Origin of the sequence: Actinomyces urogenitalis, from assembly GCF_002861525.1 — a bacterium.
GTDB lineage: Bacteria > Actinomycetota > Actinomycetes > Actinomycetales > Actinomycetaceae > Actinomyces > Actinomyces urogenitalis.
Genome location: NZ_PKHA01000007.1, coordinates 70,444 through 86,802 on the forward strand (window position 1 = coordinate 70,444; position 16,359 = coordinate 86,802).

The window sequence follows — 16,359 nt, forward strand, 5'->3', positions numbered from 1 at the left end:
AGCGCGGTCGGTAGCGCGGCTGGGCTCGGCGCTGCGGGCAGGAAGGATGACCCGGCTGGTCTAGGACCGGCCGGGCCGCTTCTGCAGGTTGGCGAGGGGTGCTGGCCTAGGCACTGGAAGCACCGTGTTGCGCGAGATGGGACAATGCCTGCATGGCTACCTCACAGTCCTCGGATTCCAACGTTTCGCCCCAGCCTCGTCGGCGCGGGCCGGGGCGTCCGCCGGCAGGCAGTGAGGACAAGCGTGAGCGAGTGCTGACCGAAGCGGTACGGCTGTTCGGGGCGCACGGCTACGCCGGGACCTCGCTAGCGGATATCGCAGAGGCTGCGCAGATCTCGAAAGCGGGTCTGCTGCACCACTTCTCCTCGAAGGAGGAGTTGTTCGCGCGGGTGCTGGAACACCGTGACGAGGAGACGGGGCAGGCCTTCCTGGCAGCCGTGGATGATTCTGATCCCTGGGGTGTGCTGGACGCTTTTGTCCGTCTGGTGGAGCACAACACCCACCAGCGGGAGATGGTGGCCATCTACACGGCGACGGCGGCCTCGGTCATGGACGCGGAGCACCCGGCGCACACGTGGTTCGCTCGGCACCTGGAGACCTCGGTGGTGAGCATGGAAGAGGCTCTGGAGCTGGGTAAGAAGCGGGGGCTGGTGCGGCCTGAGGCGCCGTCACTGCTCATTGCGAGGACGTTGACCGCGCTGAGTGACGGTCTGCAGATCCAGTGGCTGTGCTCGACGACGCCGGGCAGCGCGGCGAGCAAGGCACTGGCCACGCAGATGGTGGAGGAGATCCAGCTGTACGTCGATGGGCTCAAGGAGCTGTGGCGGTTGCCGTAGGGCAGACACAGAGATCTAGGACGAGCTTGGTTGCGGTGGCCCTGGGAGCGTAGCTCCCGGGACCACCGTTGTCTGTACTGCCGGCTCGCGGAGACGTCGTCGTGAAGCGCGCTGCCAGGGGGCGGCGGCGTGGGACGTTCGACCTTGGGGCCGTGAGGCGGCAAGAGACTGTCTCTGAGAGTGTCGAGAATGCAGTGGTGTTCGTCACGAAAAAAATAGGTGAAGAAACCGCGCAGGAGGGGGGCGTTTTTGTTGGAATTACAGGGTTTAGTCGCTGTTGGTCTGTAGGTCGCCCAGTGGTGGACGATCGAGAAAAACCTTGGAAAACACCAAATCGTCACTAGTCTTAACGGCGTCTACATGCCTCGTCGCATCCCTACTCCCCTAGCGGTCCCGGCGGACCTAGGGCCCAGTGCGGTGATGGCAGGCAATCCCTATTCAAGGAGAAGTTATGAGATCTTCCCTCGACGTGCCCCGCAAGTCGGTGCTTCTCACGCGACGTTCGAAGACTGCGGCTGCCATGGGCGCCGTTGCGCTCGTTCTTGGTGTTGGAGCCGGTGTGGCGGTGCCTGTACTGACTAGCCTGTCTCCGGCTGCTGTCGCTGCAGTCACGCCTGGTAACTCGGTGGCGCCCGAGATTGACGGAGTCAACGTCATCGAGAGCGGCACGACCGACAAGAATGCTCAGCACAGCGTCAACGGAAAAGTTGTCCTCCAGACCTCGGGTCATGGCGGTGAGATCGACAATACGGCCGTTGCGACCCCGCTGGAGAATGTACGTGTCTATGCCCAGTGGTACGAGAAGGACGGTTCGGCCTCCCCGATCTACACCGGCACAACGGCGGCTGACGGCACCTACAGCATCGTCATGAAGGACTTCGTCAAGCATGACGGCACGACGGTCTCGTTCGACGCGGACCCGAACTTGCCTCAGGGGGAGAAGTGGCGCGTATGGGCAAAGACGCCGGAGGGGACGTATCTCTGGTACAGCTGGGAGGAAAGCCAGCTTGGTCCGCAGTCGTCCATTATGGATACCGCTTTCGGAGCGGGAAACCTGGTGGGATCTGACCAGCTCACCGGCTTCAACTTCATCTATGCCCCCAAGACCGACGCCGTCATGCATGACATGGCCCACGCTCGCGAGGCGAAGGCTGTCAGTGGTGAGCAGGGCTACATCAGCGGTGAGGTCTATTGGAACAATCGCGCCAATCCGGGTGCGACAACCATGGACATGGTGACGGCACGCGATAGCGGTGATACCGCGGCTCGTCACATTAAGGTTGTCGGGTCGTACCTCTCGGACTACGCGCTCACGCGGATCTACGCCGACGGCCCGGCTGCGATTGGCACCAATGACATTCGTGGACTTGGCTGGAACGACAGCAAGGAAGCGGCTCTGCAGGCCTGGATCAAGGAGCAGATCAAGGCTGAGGGCGTGGACAAGTGGATTGCTGAGACGGTCACCACGACTACTGACGATAACGGCCAGTACCGTCTTCAGTTCAATGGCACCTACGGCAAGGCATATAACGACCGTGGGTACAACGACCGCGTTCTACTTGCTTCTAACCTCTACTCGGACGCGCTGCTTCCTGACAATGTCGCTACTGCCGAGGGGATGACTCCTGGCAAGGCAAAGTATTCTGATCTCTTCAACCGTGTTGCCTCGAGCCCTGAGGTCGGTTCGTGGTACAGGAACGAGACTGACAAGAAAGCGAGGAGCATCGACAAGACTCCGAAGCATGTCAACTTCGACTGGGCTTATGTCTCTCTTGAGGGTGTTGACAGGTACGGCGTGACGACTCCGTACTACGGAAACAAGTTCGCGTTCGATGACGCTGGCACGAGTTGGACTGGCTTCATCTACAACACCACCACCGCGCCTGGTGCGTCGATGCAGAACATTGTTCGTGCGAAGTTCGCCTTGTCTCTCGACGAGCTGTCCTTTGATGTGACGCCTTATGACTCCTTCGGGAACTTCGCCTCCTCGGGGGACACAGTCAAGACGGTCACGACGGGACTACCGAGCGCTGATCTTGGTAACAACCGCTACCAGATCGCCTGGTTTGACCCTGAGGGTAAGGAAGTCAAAGCCTGCAATATAGCGATTCCTGACAACACCGGGACTCTCGCGTCCTGTGGCTTTGAGGCTCCGAACGTGAAGGAAGCGACCACGTACACGGCGCGCCTCTACGCTATCGATACGGAAGGCGAGCGCGGCAGCTACCCGATGTCTCAGGACGCCTTCACTGTCCTCCCGAAGACTACTGATTACGACCCGGTCTACAAGGATGACACCAAGGTTGTGCAGGGAAGCTCGACCACCATCCCGGTGCCAACCTTTGACGACCCTCGCACCAAGGACGTCGTTGAGACCAATGCCACTCCGAAGGACACCACCTTCGAGCAGGATGGCACGGATGTCACCCTTCCTGACGGCACGAAGGGTGCCTTCCCGGGCACCATCGTCGTCAACGACGATGGATCCATCGAGGTGACCCCAAACGCGGACGCTTCGTTGGGCTCCTACCAGGTCCCGGTCAAGGTGACTTACGTGGATGGCTCGACTGACACGGTCTCTGTCCCCTTCGAGGTGACCGAGAGGCTCACGAATGCGGATGAGAATGATCCGTCGTATGAGGGGGTGTCGGTGACTAAGGGTGAGTCGGTGACGTCTGAGTCGCCGAAGAACTCTGACGGTTCGGAGGTTCCGTCTGGTTCAGAGTTCTCGATCCCGGCGGACTTCAAGGCTCCTGAGGGTACGACGGTGTCGGTGGACAAGACCACCGGCAAGGTGACTGTGAAGACGAGTGACGGTACTCCTGTGGGTGAGATCAAGGTGCCGGTGACGGTGACTTACCCGGACAAGACCACGGACTCGACCTCGGTGACGGTTACCGTCAAGGACGCTGCGCCCCAGCCGTCTGACGCGGATGAGAATGATCCGTCGTATGAGGGGGTGTCGGTGACTAAGGGTGAGTCGGTGACGTCTGAGTCGCCGAAGAACTCTGACGGTTCGGAGGTTCCGTCTGGTTCAGAGTTCTCGATCCCGGCGGACTTCAAGGCTCCTGAGGGTACGACGGTGTCGGTGGACAAGACCACCGGCAAGGTGACTGTGAAGACGAGTGACGGTACTCCTGTGGGTGAGATCAAGGTGCCGGTGACGGTGACTTACCCGGACAAGACCACGGACTCGACCTCGGTGACGGTTACCGTCAAGGACGCTGCGCCCCAGCCGACGGTCGACCCGAAGCCGGTTTACGCCGACACCGTTGTCCCCGCAGGGAAAACCACCACGGTCACGCCGACCAACGAGGGCGACGCCTACCCAAGCGGCACGGTCTTCGCGATCGACCCGAGCTTCCAGGCTCCTGGGGGCTACACCATTACGATCGACCCGGCTACTGGCACCCTCTCGGTGACCGTCGCCCCGGCCGGCAAGGACGGCGCGGACGCCGAGTCCGTCACTGTCCCTGTCGTCGTCACCTACCCCGACGGGTCCAACGCCACCAACGACTCCGTCAACGCCGTGATCAAGCTCGACACCGACGGCGACGGCCAGCCGGACGTGACGGACCCCGACGACGACAACGACGGTGTCTCTGACGAGGATGAGGCCAAGAACGGTACCGATCCGAAGAACCCCGACACTGACGGCGACGGTCTGAACGATGGTGACGAGATCACTCGCGGCACCGACCCGAACAAGGCCGACACCGACGGTGACGGCGTCAACGACGGTGACGAGGTCACTGGTGACAAGAACAAGGACTGGGACGGTGACGGGAAGGGTGACCCGACCGATCCGACCAAGGCCGACTCTGATGGCGATGGCCTGAACGATGGTGACGAGATCACTCGCGGAACCGACCCGAACAAGGCCGACACCGACGGTGACGGCGTCAACGACGGTGACGAGGTCACTGGTGACAAGAACAAGGACTGGGACGGTGACGGGAAGGGTGACCCGACCGATCCGACCAAGGCCGACTCTGATGGCGATGGCCTGAACGATGGTGACGAGATCACTCGCGGCACCGACCCGAACAAGGCCGACACCGACGGTGACGGCATCAGCGACGGTGACGAGGTCACTGGTGACAAGAACAAGGACTGGGACGGTGACGGGAAGGGTGACCCGACCGATCCGACCAAGGCCGACTCTGATGGCGATGGCCTGAACGATGGTGACGAGATCACTCGCGGCACCGACCCGAACAAGGCCGACACCGACGGTGACGGCATCAGCGACGGCAACGAGGTCTCTGGCAAGGACAACCCGTTCCAGGACGGCAAGCACGACCCGAACGGCGAGCCCGGCAACACTGACCCGCTCAACCCCGACACTGACGGCGATGGCATCAGCGACGGCGACGAGGTCACCGGCAAGGGCAACACCTACGATGGCAAGCCCACTGACCCGAACAAGGCCGACACTGACGGTGACGGCGTCAACGATGGTGACGAGGTCAAGAACGGGACTGACCCGCTTGTGCCGAACGCGGATGGCAAGCCCTCCACGCAGCCGACTGACCAGGGATCTCAGAAGTCTTCTGGCAAGACGGCCTCGGTGAAGAAGTCGCTGGCGAAGACTGGTGCTGCTGCGGGTCTGACTGCTGTGGTGGCCGCTGGTCTGGCTGGTCTGGGTGGCCTCCTGGTGCGTCGTCGTCGCACTGATGAGGACTGAGACCCTGGCTGGGTTGAGCAGTGACTGACTGTCTGGCCGATGGCCTGAGTCGGTCCTGATGAAGGTGGCCCTGGGAGCACACGCTCCCAGGGCCACCCCCTCTTTGCTCGTGGGGCTCGAAGGTTCGAAGGTCCGAACCAGAGAACCTTTGAGTACAGCAGTCGCACAGATAAAACCTGTAGAAAACACAGGCGTGGCCCAGTGCTATGCACTGGGCCACGGTCGGTATCGGAGGCGCGGTCCCTGAAACGCGTCATCTCCGAACGCGGCAGCAGGTCATCGGGGTCCCTGATCCCCTCGTGCTAGACGCGGTCCGACATTTCTATGGTACAGGTAAGAACTACCTTTCTCCGGCCAGTGGTCCTAGCCGGTGCACCCGGTCCGTGAAGATCCCGCTCACGCCCCACGAGAACAGCTCCTCGGCGCGCTCGTAGGAGTTCACGGTCCACACGTTGACTCCGTAGCCCAGCTCCCTGATCTCCTCGACCCGGCTACGTTCCAGGCCCTCGTCGCCAGGATTGACCGCGATCGCTCCGAGATTCTCCACGTAGGAGCGCCAGTCATCACCCAGCATGCGTGAGTCAGTCAGCAGCGCCAGGTCCGTGCCCTCTCGTCGCACCCGCATCCGCTCCAGCAGCAGCGGGTTGAAGGAGGAGACGAGGACCTCCTTCCCGCCTCGCTCGGCATGAGCGTCAAGCAGCTCAGCCACGCCGTCGGCCAGCCTCCGGCACGCCTGGGCTCCAGCCTCGCAGGACTTCAGCTCGACGTTGACGTTCATCCCGGTCTGCGCCACCACGTCCAGGGCCGCTCGGAGAGTCGGCAGGCTCTCGCCGGCATAGGGGTGGGCGCCCTCGGCGTCTGCGAACCAGGATCCCGCATCAACCTGCGCCAGGTCGGCAGCGGTGAGGTCGTAGTACGAGCCCGAGCGGTTCGTGGTGCGGTCCAGGCGCGAGTCGTGGATGACGATGACGGTCCCGTCGCTGATGACGTCGACGTCTAGCTCGATCCACGCAGCACCTTCGGCTGCCGCCCGGCGGAAGGCCGCCAACGTGTTCTCCGGAGCCAGCGCCGAGGCGCCGCGGTGGGCGAAGACGGTGCGTGCGCCTCCAGGGACGGGAGAAGGACTGGCAAGGGCAGGGTAAGCGCGTGGCGTTGGTGCGGACATGGCGGGATTGTCCCACCGACCGGTAGTCGGCAGGTGACCAATCGCTGTCAGTCAGGTGATCGACGCCGTCGGCCCGGCTCATGGGAGGATCGGGGTATGTCGAGCGACCTGGCACCCTCCACCCAGCCACCTGCCCCCACGACCGAGGCTGACGCGAATCTCGAACCGACCCTGGTCTTCCGCTCCGCTTACGATCAGGGCTTTGCGCGCGTGGCCGCCGTGACGCTGCCGGTGCATCTGGCCGATCCCGCGGCCAACGCCCGCGCCATGATCGAGCAGGCGCGCGCGCTGGACGGCAAGGGAGTCTGCCTGGTCGCCTTCCCGGAGCTGAGCCTGACCGGCTACTCAGTGGACGACCTCTTCCTGTCCGACGTCCTGGCCACCGCCGTCCTTGAGGCTATCGAGCAGATCCGTGCTGCCAGCGCCGAGCTTCTGCCGGCGCTCGTCATCGGCGCCCCGCTGCGCGTGGGCACACGGCTGTACAACTGTGCCGTCGTCATCCAGGGCGGCCGGGTCCTGGGCATCGCGCCGAAGTCCTACCTGCCCACCTACCGCGAGTTCTACGAGGGCCGGTACTTCGCCTGTGGGACCGAGATCGGCGTCGAGCACCTCACGCTGCCCGGCGTGAGGGACGCCGCCGCCCCCTCCTCCGCCCCGCAGCCTGCCTCGGCCGGTGCCGCGCAGCAGGCGGCAGGTCGCGGTGCCTGCGTGCCCTTCGGTGCGGACCTGCTCTTCGAGGTCCCAGACGTGCCGGGCCTGACCTTCCACGTCGAGGTCTGTGAGGACATGTGGGTCCCAGTGCCCCCCTCCTCGCTGGCCGCGCTGGCCGGCGCCTGCGTCCTGGTCAACATCTCCGGCTCGCCCATCACGGTTGGCCGGGCCGAGGACCGCGAGCTGCTGGCCCGCGCCTCCTCCGCCCGGAACCTGGCTGCCTACGTCTACGCCGCCGCCGGCCAGGGGGAGTCCTCCACGGACCTGGCCTGGGACGGGCAGACCTTCGTCTACGAGTGTGGGCAGCTGCTGGGCTCCACCGAGCGCTTCCCGGACGGCCCGCGCGCCACGGTGGTCGACGTCGACATCGAGTCCTTGGCAGCCGAGCGCCTGCGCCAGGGCACCTTCGATGACAACCGCGCCGCGCTGCTCACTGACGCCTCCTTCCGGCGTATCCCGGTCCCCGGACTGCGCGCCCCGCGCACCGACATCGGGCTGCGCCGCGCCGTGGACCGCTTCCCCTTTGTCCCGGACGACCCTGCCCGCCTGGCCCAGGACTGCTACGAGGCCTACAACATCCAGGTCGCGGCCCTGGTCCAGCGTATGCAGGCCATCGGCCTGCCCACGATCGTCATCGGCGTGTCCGGCGGGCTGGACTCCACCCACGCCCTCATCGTCGCCGCCCGGGCGGTGGACCGCCTGGGTCTGGGGCGCGAGCACATCCACGCCATCACCATGCCGGGCTTCGCCACCTCCGAGCACACCAAGTCCAATGCCCTGGCCCTGGCCCGGGCTCTGGGCTGCCACGTCGAGGAGCTGGACATCCGTCCCGCCGCCACCCAGATGCTCACTGAGATGGGTCACCCCTACGGCCGCGGCGAGCGGGGCCGGGAGGTCTATGACGTCACCTTTGAGAACGTCCAGGCGGGCCTGCGCACTGACTTCCTCTTCCGTATCGCGGGCCAGCGCGGCGGGATCGTGCTGGGTACGGGGGACCTGTCCGAGCTGGCCCTGGGCTGGTGCACCTTCGGTGTGGGCGACCAGATGAGCCACTACAACGTCAACGCCGGTATCCCCAAGACCCTCATCCAGCACCTCATCCGATGGGTGGTCTCCGAGAAGCTCTTCTCTGACGACGCCGGCCGGGTTCTGCTGTCCATCCTGGACACCGAGATCAGCCCCGAGCTGGTCCCGGCCGCTGACGGTGAGCCGATCCAGTCCACCCAGGCCAAGATCGGTCCCTACGCCCTGCAGGACTTCACCCTGTGGCACGTGCTGCGCCGAGGCGCCCGCCCCTCGCGGATCGCCTTCCTGGCGGAGAAGGCCTGGGCGGACGCCTCCAGTGGCCTGTGGCCCGAGGGCCTGCCTGAGGAGGACAGGGTCTCTTATGACCTGGCCACGATCCGGCGCTGGGAGCTGCTGTTCTTCCGCCGCTTCTTCACCAACCAGTTCAAGCGCTCGACCCTGCCCAACGGCCCGAAGGTCGTAGCCGGCGGCTCCCTGTCCCCGCGCGGGGACTGGCGCATGCCCTCGGACGCCTCCGCCGCGGCCTGGATCGCCGAGCTGACCCGCAACGTCCCTGAGGCCTGAGGAACGCATGATGACAACACGCCAGAGCCAGAACTGCTCGGGCTGTCCGGGCCACCAGGACGCCCCGGACCAGCCTGCGATCAAGCTCCTGTCCACGGACCTGGACGGCACTATCATCTTCGACGGCCGCGTGCGGCCCGAGGACGCCGAGGCGATGCGCCGGTGGCGCGAGGCCGGCCACTTGCTGGTCATGAACACCGGCCGCTCCAACACTGCCCTGGCCTCGGCCCTGGACGGCTTCGGGGTCGACTACGACTACGCGGTGCTCTACACCGGCGCCGTCCTGCTCGATGCTGCCGGGACCGTGCTCAGCGCCCGCACCTTGCCTCACGGCGTCGTCGACGAGGTCCTGGAGACTCTGTCTGCCGAGGACCCGATCACGATCTTTGCCACCACCTTGAGCGGCGACCTCCAGCTGCACGACTCGATCGGCTCCGGCACTGAGCTCCTCACCCTCTTTGCCAAGGGGACGACGGCGGACCTGGGCGGGCGCGACGTCATCGGCATCCCCCTGCACCTGGGACGTCCGGAGGAGAACGAGCGCATCCTGGCCACGGTGCGTGAGCGCTGGGGCCAGGTGCTCGACGGCGCCCGTAACCAGGACTTCCTTGACCTCATCCCCGCCGGAGCGAGCAAGGGTGCGGGGCTCACCGAGCTGGTCGAGCTGCTCACGGCTCCCGGCGGCGCCTACGAAGGGCGCGAGATCCTCACCTACACGGTGGGAGACTCCTGGAACGACATCCCCATGCACGAGGTGGCGGACTGCGCCGTCGCCATGGGCGGGGCCCCGGACGACGTCGTGGCGGCCTGCGACGTCACGACCCCCTCCGTAGCGGCCCTGGTGGACTGGGTCCTGGCCCACGAGCAGGACGGTGAGGCTGCCTCGGCGCGCTGGAGGACGGACTTGGGCGAGAACGTCTGGCCGCTGGACCTGGGGGCGGGGCGATGAGCGAGCAGCCCATGCTGCTGGTCACCGACCTGGACGGCACGCTCGTGCGCGAGCGCGACGTCGATCCTCGCGACGCGCGCGCCCTGCTGCGCTGGCAGGAGGCGGGCAACCTCCTGGCCGTGGCCACCGGACGCTCAGTGACGCTGGCGCGTCTGGCCGTGGCTGACGCTTCCGCGGCTGCCGAGGTGGCGCTGCGCCCCGACTTCGTCATCTGCGCCTCGGGAACCACCCTCCTGGACGCTGATGGCCAGGTGCTGCGTAGCCAGACCATTCCGCCCCAGGAGGTGACCCGGGCGGTGGACTACCTGTCCACGCGCCAGGACTGCGCCGTCGTCGCTACCACGCTGGAGGGCGACTACCTCCTGCACAACCCCTTCGCTGGGCGTGAGGACTCCTTCAACCGCTTTGCCGCCAGCTTCTACACCACGATCCCTGCCCAGGACGCCGCGGGGCTGGCGGTGACCTCCATGCCTGTGCGCGTGCCGGATGATGCTCTGGCCGACGCGCTGGCAGCCGAGCTGGAGCGGCGCAGCGGCGGGGCGATCAGCGTGCCGCGCTCGATCCAGTACCTGGACCTGGTGCCCGCCGGCCAGGACAAGGGCGCGGCGGTACGCCATCTGCGCCAGGTCCTGGCGGAGCGCGGCGTCACGCTCTCGCGCACGGTTGCGGTGGGCGACTCCTGGAATGACATCCCCATGTTCGCCGTCGCTGACCACGCCTATGCCATGGCCGACGGCGCCGCGGGCGCCCGGCGGGCCGCGCTGGAGGGCGGCGGGTCGCTGACGCAGGGGCTGGCCGACATCGTCGACCGTGAGCTGTGAGGCCGGGGTACGGCGGGCAGCGGGCGGCCGTGGCCCCTACTTGCCGGTGAAGCGGTAGACGTTGGTCTCGCGCAGCTCGAAGCCGGCGCGGCGGTAGAGCCGGTTGGCGGCCTCACGCGAGGGGCGGGAGGTCAGGTCCACGGTGCGCGCGCCCAGCTCGCCGGCGTGGGCGACGGCAGCCTCAACCAGTGCTCGCCCGGCGCCCTGGCCGCGGGCCTGAGAGTCGACGACGACGTCCTCGACCCAGGCGCGCAGGCCGGTGGGGATGGAGAAGGTTGCCAGCGTCAGCATGCCCAGGATCGGGTAGGTGCCGTCCTCGGCGCGCTTGGCCGGGCGGAAGACGAAGAGGTAGACGCCCTCCTGCGCGATGAACTCCTCGCACTGCTCAGGCGTCAGCGGCGCCGCCGAGCGCGAGAGCTGGGGAATGAGGCGCTCCATGGCCTCGACGATCTCAGGGCTGGACTCGGTGACGATCTCGACGGTCATGGTCTCTGCCTCTCCTTAGCGTCCCTGCGGTCAGGTGCGTGTCATCGGTCTGGGTGCAGGACGAGCCTAGCCTCCGCTCCACCAATTCTCGGCGCACCCGGGCAAGTGCGAGTAACCTCGGCCACAGGTCCAACGTCCTAGGGTTCCTGCAGGGGCACATCGCTGCGGGAGCGGGCGGCGCGCGTCGGCCGCATGGCCCTGGGCGCTCGCGGGACGATCTACCCCTTGCTACTGGAAGGCTCTTGATGACTGAGACTGCTGCCCTGCACCCCGCAGGAACCGAGCGCACCTATGCTGCCGAGGAGCTCTTCTTCTCCACCACGGACGCTGCCGGCCGCATCCGCCGCGCCAACTCCACCTTCATGCGTCTGGCGGGTTACCCCCGTGGCGCCCTGGTGGGCAAGCCGCACAACGTCGTGCGTCACGAGGTCATGCCGGCCGGCGTCTTCCGTTTGGTGTGGAACGCGATCCAGGACGGCAAGGCAGCCAGCGCCTACATCACGAACAAGGCCTCGGACGGCAACTACTACCGTGTCTTCGCCACCATCGTCCCCTCCGGGGACGGGTACCTGTCTGTGCGCACCCTTCCCATGCTCACCGAGCTGCGGGACAAGGTGGAGGCCGCCTACGCCCGGGTGCTGGAGGTCGAGCAGGCCTCCGCCCAGGCCGGTTCCCCGGCACGTGAGGTCGCCGCGGCGGGGGAGGCCGCGCTGCTGGCCGAGCTGAAGGAGCTGGGGTACGCCGACGCCGTTGAGTTCACCCGTCAGACCCTCACCGCCGAGGTCGCCGCGCTGGTGGCCAGCGGCGTCGACATCCCCGAGCGTCCGGACGCTGAGGGCGCGGTGGCCACGGTCCTGGCGCAGATGAACGCCATCGAGTCGGCCACCGGCGGGCTGGTGGGCCTGTTGGACGAGTGCGCCCGCCTCGTCACGCTCCTGGGGCGCCGGGCTGAGGAGATCGGGGCCCTGTCCACGCGCCTGAGCCAGCTGCGCGAGGACCTGCGCCTGGCCGCGGACGACGTCGACCGCCTGGGCGCGGGCCAGGAGGCGGACGAGGTGCGTGAGCGCTACCAGGAGGTGGACGCCCTGGTCCTGGAGTGCTTTGAGCAGCTACGCCCCCTGGCCGGGCAGGTCGAGGAGCTGGGACGGGACACGGACTCCGTGCGCTTCGCGATCGCGCTGCTGCGCCTGCACAACCTGGCGGCCGGCTTCTTCGCCCTCCAGCTCCTGGACGGCGAGGACGCCCTGGACGCCAATGACGCCGTCGGCTCCCTGCACGAGCTCACCCAGGCCCTGCACGAGGGTGCGGCCTCCCTGGCGCAGCGCCTGTCTCTGTACCGGGCGCGTGCTGAGCTCGTGGGCGGGGAGCTCGACGTCGTCGCCCGAGCACTGACGGACACGCACCGCCCGCTCATTGACCTGCTGGGCGCGGCCTCGGACGCGGGGGCCGCGAACGAGACCTCGGTGCGCCAGGCCCGCTCCCTGGTGCGTGATGGCTTCCCGGAGGCCCGGGACCTGGCGGATCTGGCTGACGCGGTGCGGGACCTGGAGGTGCCGGACCTGACCGAGACCATCGACTCCTGCCTAGCCAAGGTGCGCACCGCCCTGGCTGAGCTGAGCGCCTAGGGCTTGGGAACGCGCTGAGGGCCTGGGCGAGCGTAGGGTCTGGGGCCTCGCCTAGGCGCTGGGGGAGCGACGCAGCTCGATCAGGACCTCGGCGTGGTCGGTGTGCGGGAACATGTCGAACAGCTGGGCTCGCACGGCCGTGTAGGAGCTCATCGCCTCCAGGTCGCGGGCCAGGGAGGCCGGGTTGCATGAGGAGTACAGGACCCGCTCCACTCCTGCGGACTCGATCCGCGCGGCCAGGTCCTGCCCGATCCCGCGCCGGGGCGGGTTGAGGACCAGCAGGTCCGGGACCGCGCCGGCGCCAGGGTCCAGCACCCGTGCGTCACCTGCCTCAAAGCGCGCCGCCTGCGCATCGAGCCCCATGAGCCGAGCCGCCTGGCGGGCGCCGTCGATCGCCGGGGCGGAGACCTCCACACCCAGCACCTGGCGGCCTGGGCCCGCCAGAGCCAGGGCGAAGCCTCCCACGCCGCAGAACAGGTCCCACACCTGGGCCGGCCGGCTGCCGGTGTCTAGGTCTCCGGCCCAGCGTGCGGCCGTGGCGTAGAGCTGCTCGGCTACCGCGGTGTTGGTCTGGAAGAAGGACTGCGTGGGCAGCAAGAGCGGCAGGTCCCGGTGGTCCGCGCTAGGACCTGCCTGCTCGGGCAGCTCCAGCCGCATGAGCAGACGGTCGCCGCCTGGCTCTGTGGTCAGGACGATCTCCTCCTCGCCCTCGATGATCGCCTGGTGCACGGGCTGGAGGTTGACGCTCATGACCGCTAAGGTCTCCAGCTCCTCGCGCAGACGGGGCAGCTCATCGCGCAGCACCTCCAGGTGACGGCGCGAGCGCAGGACCCAGCGCACCATGAGGTCGCCGTCGGGAGAGGCGGTGACCAGGAGGTGCTTGAGCTCGCCGCGGCGCGCGGAGACGTCATAGGGCACCAGGCCGAGCCGGGTGACGGTGCGCGCGAGCACCGGCAGCGCCTCTTCGATGGCCTCAACGTGGAGCGGGCAGGCGCGCAGGTCGATGCCGCGGCCCTGCGGCCCCAGGATCCCCAGAACAGGAGCCTGGACGGTTCCGGAGACCACCATCTTGGCCTTGTTGCGGAATCGCGACGCGGCGCTGGCCACCGGCTCCTGCCAGACCTGCGGACTGAGCGCAGCGGCGCCGTCGGCCAGCAGCGCGGCCACGCGAGCCTGCTTGAGCGCCAGCTGCTCGGCCAGAGGCAGGTCCTGGTGCGGGCACGAGTGGCAGGTGCCCGCACGGTGCCGCTGGCAGAAGGCGGCGCTCGGCCCGGTCGCAGTCATGGGGCCATTGTGCTGCCTCGGGCACACTAGACCCATGACGCACGCACCTGCCCTCCTTCCTCGCACCGGGATCGGCACCGATGTCCACGCCTTCGCCGCGGCCGACTCCGGCACCCCGATGCACCTGGCCTGCCTGTCCTGGCCCGGCGAGATCGGTCTGGAAGGGCACTCCGACGGCGACGTCGTCGCCCACGCCTGCTGCGACGCCCTGTTCTCCGCGGCGGGGCTGGGGGACCTCGGCTCGAACTTCGGGACCGCGCAGCCGCAGTGGAAGGGGGCTGCGGGCGCGACGCTTCTGGCCGAGGCCGCTCGGCGCGTGCGGGAAGCCGGATTTGAGATCGGCAACGTAGCCGTCCAGCTGGTGGGGGCGCGCCCCCGCGTGGCCGGCAGGATGAGTGAGGCCAGCCAGGCTCTGAGTCAGGCCGCCGGAGCGCCTGTCTCCTTCAGCGCCACCACCACCGACCACCTGGGATTCCTCGGACGTGAGGAGGGGCTGCTCGCCATCGCCTCGGCCCTGGTCTACCCGGCGGCGACGGCGACCCCCGGCGCCTAGGCGCGGTCCTGGCGGTCGGCAGGGCTGGAGAGGCTCCGGAGCGGCTGGAGGGTCCTGGCTCGGGTGGCGATGGCTCCGGAGCGGCTGGAGGAGCCGAGGCCAGCTGGTGGGCCGGGCCAGCCCCTACTTGCTCGGACCGATACCCTGGTGCGGTGACTACCGACACCGCTCCTGCCCTGCGCCTGTATGACTCCGCGGCGCGCGCCGTCGTCCCGCTGGCGCCCACCGTCACGCCCGGCACGGTGGCGATCTACCTGTGTGGTGCCACGGTTCAGGGTTCACCGCACATTGGGCATATGCGTTCGGGAATCGCCTTCGACGTCCTGCGTCGCTGGCTGGAGCGCTGCGGGCAGCATGTCCTGCTGGTTCGTAACGTCACGGACATTGATGACAAGATCCTGGCCAAGTCCGCCGCCGCCACGCCGCCCGTACCCTGGTGGGCCTGGGCCCAGCGTTTTGAGCGCGAGTTTGACGCCGCCTACCGCGCCTTGGGGGTCACCCCTCCCACCTACGAGCCGCGCGCGACCGGCCACGTGCCCCAGATGATTGATCTCATCCAGCGTCTGCTCGACGCCGGGCACGCCTACGTCGGTGAGGCCGGCAACGTCTACTTCGACGTGCGCTCCCTGCCCGACTACGGGTCACTGACCAACCAGTGGGTGGACGACCTGGCCACCACCGAGGACGAGTCCCAGCTGGACGAGGACGTCGAGGCGGACAAGCGCGACCCGCGCGACTTCGCCCTGTGGAAGAAGGCCAAGCCCGGCGAGCCCGCCGATGCCGCCTGGGACACGCCCTGGGGCCGTGGCCGGCCTGGCTGGCACCTGGAGTGCTCGGCCATGAGCCGGCGATACCTGGGGGAGTCCTTTGACATCCACGGCGGCGGCATCGACCTGCGCTTCCCCCACCACGAGAACGAGCAGGCCCAGTCTCACGGTGCCGGCTGGGGATTCGCCCGCCGCTGGGTCCACAACGCCTGGGTCACGGTCAAGGGCGAGAAGATGAGCAAGTCGCTGGGCAACTCCCTGGTGGTGGCCGAGCTGCTCAAGTCCTACGACCCTGCCGTCCTGCGCCTGGCGCTGGGGACGGTCCACTACCGCTCGACGGTTGAGTTCTCTGAGGAGACCCTCGACTCCGCCGCCGCCCTGTGGGAGCGCCTGGCCGGGGCCGTTACCCGTGCCGCGGAGGTGAGCGACGACGTCGACGCCCCCGGCGAGCAGCTGCGCGAACGTGCGCTGCCGGCCGAGTACGTGGCCGCCATGGATGATGACCTTAACCTTGCCGGCGCCATGGCAGTGGTCCACGCGACCCTCAAGCGCCTCAACACCGCGCTCGCGGCCTCGGCCGTGGACGCGACCGAGGTAGGCGAGGCGGCGCTGGACCTGCGCGCCGAGCTTGACGTCATGGGGCTGGACCCGTTGGCCGAGCCCTGGCGCTCGCGGGTGCTGGGGGCGGGCGCGGCCGGAGGGTCGGACGCCGCGATGTCCGCGCTCGACCACCTCGTGACCGCCCTCATCGAGGACCGTGCTGCAGCCCGCGCTGCGAAGGACTGGGCCCGCGCTGACGCCCTGCGTGATCAGCTCACCGCGGCCGGCGTCGTGGTCGAGGACGGAGCCGACGGCGCTCGCTGGCACCTGGCGTAGCCCACCGGC

At 67.6% G+C, this 16,359-nt stretch carries 11 protein-coding genes; 8 read left to right on the top strand and 3 right to left on the bottom strand.

The window, feature by feature from the left end; genetic code table 11:
* Positions 1-152: 152 nt before the first annotated feature.
* Together CYJ26_RS07515 and CYJ26_RS07520 are read left to right on the top strand one after the other, a co-directional pair.
* Positions 153-836, top strand: a complete 684-nt coding sequence (locus CYJ26_RS07515; RefSeq protein WP_034237323.1) for a TetR/AcrR family transcriptional regulator — start codon at positions 153-155, stop codon at positions 834-836.
* Positions 837-1,287: 451 nt separating this feature from the next.
* Positions 1,288-5,523, top strand: a complete 4,236-nt coding sequence (locus CYJ26_RS07520) for a Rib/alpha-like domain-containing protein (protein ID WP_101638226.1) — start codon at positions 1,288-1,290, stop codon at positions 5,521-5,523.
* 340 nt (positions 5,524-5,863) lie between these two features.
* Here CYJ26_RS07520 and CYJ26_RS07525 read toward each other — a convergent pair whose 3' ends face one another.
* Entirely contained in the window at positions 5,864-6,688 is an 825-nt protein-coding gene (locus tag CYJ26_RS07525; protein WP_081449119.1) for a glycerophosphodiester phosphodiesterase family protein, read from the bottom strand.
* Between the two features lie 96 nt (positions 6,689-6,784).
* Here CYJ26_RS07525 and CYJ26_RS07530 point away from each other — a divergent pair, with 96 nt between their 5' ends.
* From CYJ26_RS07530 to CYJ26_RS07540, 3 genes are read left to right on the top strand one after another with little or no spacing between them, the layout of a single operon-like run.
* Positions 6,785-8,989 (top strand): NAD(+) synthase, encoded by a 2,205-nt coding sequence (locus tag CYJ26_RS07530; RefSeq protein ID WP_180950873.1) that lies wholly within the window; start codon positions 6,785-6,787, stop codon positions 8,987-8,989.
* Positions 8,990-8,999: 10 nt separating this feature from the next.
* Entirely contained in the window at positions 9,000-9,938 is a 939-nt protein-coding gene (locus tag CYJ26_RS07535; protein WP_244902047.1) for an HAD family hydrolase, read from the top strand.
* Entirely contained in the window at positions 9,935-10,759 is an 825-nt protein-coding gene (locus CYJ26_RS07540; protein ID WP_101638227.1) for an HAD family hydrolase, read from the top strand. The genes CYJ26_RS07535 and CYJ26_RS07540 overlap by 4 nt, the downstream gene beginning before the upstream one ends.
* Positions 10,760-10,795: 36 nt before the next feature.
* Here the strand turns inward: CYJ26_RS07540 and CYJ26_RS07545 are convergent, their stop codons facing one another.
* Positions 10,796-11,245: a GNAT family N-acetyltransferase gene (locus CYJ26_RS07545; RefSeq protein ID WP_006547623.1), complete on the bottom strand. Its 450-nt coding sequence runs from the start codon at positions 11,243-11,245 to the stop codon at positions 10,796-10,798.
* 245 nt (positions 11,246-11,490) lie between these two features.
* On the opposite strand from CYJ26_RS07545, the gene CYJ26_RS07550 reads away from it, so the two are divergent.
* Positions 11,491-12,870 (top strand): PAS domain-containing protein, encoded by a 1,380-nt coding sequence (locus CYJ26_RS07550; RefSeq protein WP_006547622.1) that lies wholly within the window; start codon positions 11,491-11,493, stop codon positions 12,868-12,870.
* 51 nt (positions 12,871-12,921) lie between these two features.
* Here CYJ26_RS07550 and CYJ26_RS07555 read toward each other — a convergent pair whose 3' ends face one another.
* A complete protein-coding gene (locus tag CYJ26_RS07555) occupies positions 12,922-14,154 on the bottom strand; it encodes a methyltransferase domain-containing protein (protein WP_006547621.1) in 1,233 nt (410 codons plus the stop codon).
* A 34-nt stretch (positions 14,155-14,188) separates the two neighbouring features.
* Between CYJ26_RS07555 and ispF the strand changes: the two genes are divergently transcribed.
* Complete coding sequence (ispF, locus tag CYJ26_RS07560; protein WP_006547620.1) at positions 14,189-14,707, top strand: 2-C-methyl-D-erythritol 2,4-cyclodiphosphate synthase; 519 nt, start codon at positions 14,189-14,191, stop codon at positions 14,705-14,707.
* 152 nt (positions 14,708-14,859) lie between these two features.
* A complete protein-coding gene (gene cysS, locus CYJ26_RS07565; RefSeq protein WP_048685220.1) occupies positions 14,860-16,350 on the top strand; it encodes a cysteine--tRNA ligase in 1,491 nt (496 codons plus the stop codon).
* The last annotated feature ends 9 nt before the right edge of the window (positions 16,351-16,359 follow it).